Origin of the sequence: Myxococcus sp. AM011, from assembly GCF_013372595.1 — a bacterium.
Taxonomy (GTDB): domain Bacteria; phylum Myxococcota; class Myxococcia; order Myxococcales; family Myxococcaceae; genus Myxococcus; species Myxococcus eversor.
The window spans coordinates 1-2,089 of record NZ_JABXEM010000519.1 but is presented as its reverse complement, the minus strand read 5'-3'; the positions used below and the strand labels follow the sequence as shown (position 1 = coordinate 2,089).

At 74.1% G+C, this 2,089-nt stretch carries 1 protein-coding gene; it reads left to right on the top strand.

The features are described 5' to 3' along the window. Positions 1 to 56: 56 nt before the first annotated feature. The coding region (locus HUW62_RS46930) for a site-specific recombinase (protein WP_368670661.1) at positions 57 to 2,089 on the top strand (2,033 nt) is incomplete at its 3' end.

Below are 2,089 nucleotides of genomic sequence, written 5' to 3'. Positions count from 1 at the left end.
CCCCCTCCGCTCCGCTCACTCCGAGCCGCACCTCCCACGCTCCCTCCGAGCGGGAGGTGGACGCGTTCTGCGTGCAGTACGCGCCGCGCGCGCCGGGCAACCCCGCGGTGCGGGACTTGTACCGGCTGTTGCGCGACGTGCCCGAGGACGGCCTGGAGTCGAGGCTCGACTGGGTGGAGCGCTGGATGGCGTGGTTGCGCGAGCGCATCTCCGCCCACGCGCTGGTGGACGCCGCCGAACCCGAAGCGCCCCCCGCCGACACCCGCCTGACGCTGATGATTCGCATCATGGAGGGCGAGCCCGCGATGCGCGCCGCGGTGACGCGGCTGGTGTCCGCCGTGTGCGATGGCAGTCGGGGGCTGAAGCTCTTCGCGCAGGTGGGCCTGCCCGCGGGCCAGGGCTTCCTGTCGGAGGTCTCCGACCGGCTGGCCCGCACGCTGCTCCCCTCCCCGCCGGAGCCCGGCAAGCTGTCGGAGCTGCTCTTGCGCCTGTTCCCGGTGCCGGAGGACGCGGTGTGGCTGGCGCTGCTGTCGCCCGCGCTGCTGACGAAGCTGGCGACGCTGGTGGGCGAGCCCCTGCCCCCGGCTCCGGTGCCCGCCGCCCGCGTGCGCTCCGACCTGATGGACGCGTTGATGCTGCTGGCGGTGCAGACGGCGGCGCTGGGGACCATGGAAGACGTGAGGGACCGCGCCCCGGAGACGTCCTTTCGCGCCTCGCCCTTCCTGCGGCTGCGGATGGTGTGCGACGCGGTGCTCGCGCGCGACGCGGCCTCCGACACGCTGAGAGACCTGGCCACGTGCGTGGACGACTGCCGCCTCGTCGTGGTCAGCGTGTCGCGACACCTGGAGGCCTCGGGCGTCAGCGTGGACCTGGTGTACCGGCTGGAGCGCATCCGCCGGAGCCTGGAGCGCATGGAGGCCATCGCCCGGGTGCTGGGCGCGCCCCGGGGTGAGCCGCGCTGGCGCGAGGCGCTGGGGCTGCTGTCGGACCTCTTGCGGCGCGCGCACGCGGACCGCTCCGTGGGAGAGCTGGTGCGCCGCAACGCGCGGATGCTGGCGCGCAAAATCATCGAGCGCGCGGGCCACTCCGGCGAGCACTACATCACCAGCACGCGCGCCGAGTTCCACGCCATGGTGCACTCGGCGGCGGGCGGCGGGCTGGTGACGGCCGTCGCGGTGGCCAGCAAGTTCGCCCTCACCGCGCTGGCGCTCGCGCCGTTCTTCTCGTGGCTGGCGGTGGGCCTCAACTACGCGGTGGCCTTCCTGCTCATCCAGGTGCTGGGCTTCACGCTGGCCACCAAGCAGCCCTCCGTCACGGCGGCCACGCTGGCGGGCGCGGTGGGCGAGGGTGCCCGGGGAGACCGGCTGTCGAGCCTGGTGGACATCATCCCGCGCATCACCCGCTCGCAGCTGGCCGCCTTCACCGGCAACCTGGGCTGCGTGCTGCCCGCCGCGGTGGCCCTGGCCCTGGCGTGGCAGGCCGCGCGGGGCACGCCCTTCCTCTCCCCCGCCAAGGCCCAGGCCACGGTGGACTCCATGCACCCGTGGAAGAGCGGCTCGCTCCCGTACGCGGCCCTCACCGGGGTGCTGCTGTGGCTGTCCAGCGTGGCGGGTGGGTGGCTGGAGAACTTCGTGGTGTACCGGCGGCTGCCGGAAGCCCTGGCCCACCACCGCGTGCTGCGGCGCGTGCTGGGCGTGGGCGGCGCGCAGCGGCTCGCGGACGGGCTGGTGCACATGGCCTCGGGCGTGGGCGCCAGCGTGACACTGGGCTTCCTCCTGGCGCTGATGAACGTGCTCGGGCGCTTCTTCGGGTTGCCCCTGGACATCCGCCACGTCACCTTCGCGCTCGGCTCGATGGCCATGGCCGGCGGCGCGCTCGGCCCCCAGGCGGTGCTCCAGCCCGACTTCCTCATGGCCCTGGTGGGCGTGGGGCTCATCGGAGTCATCAACTTCACCGTGTCGTTCTCGCTGGCCCTGGGCGTGGCCGTACGAGCCCGCGACGTGCCCGTGGGGGAGGCCCTGCCCTTCCTGCGCGCGGTGGGGGCCCGCTTCCTCGCCGACCCCCGCTCGTTCTTCCTGCCCCCCCGGGC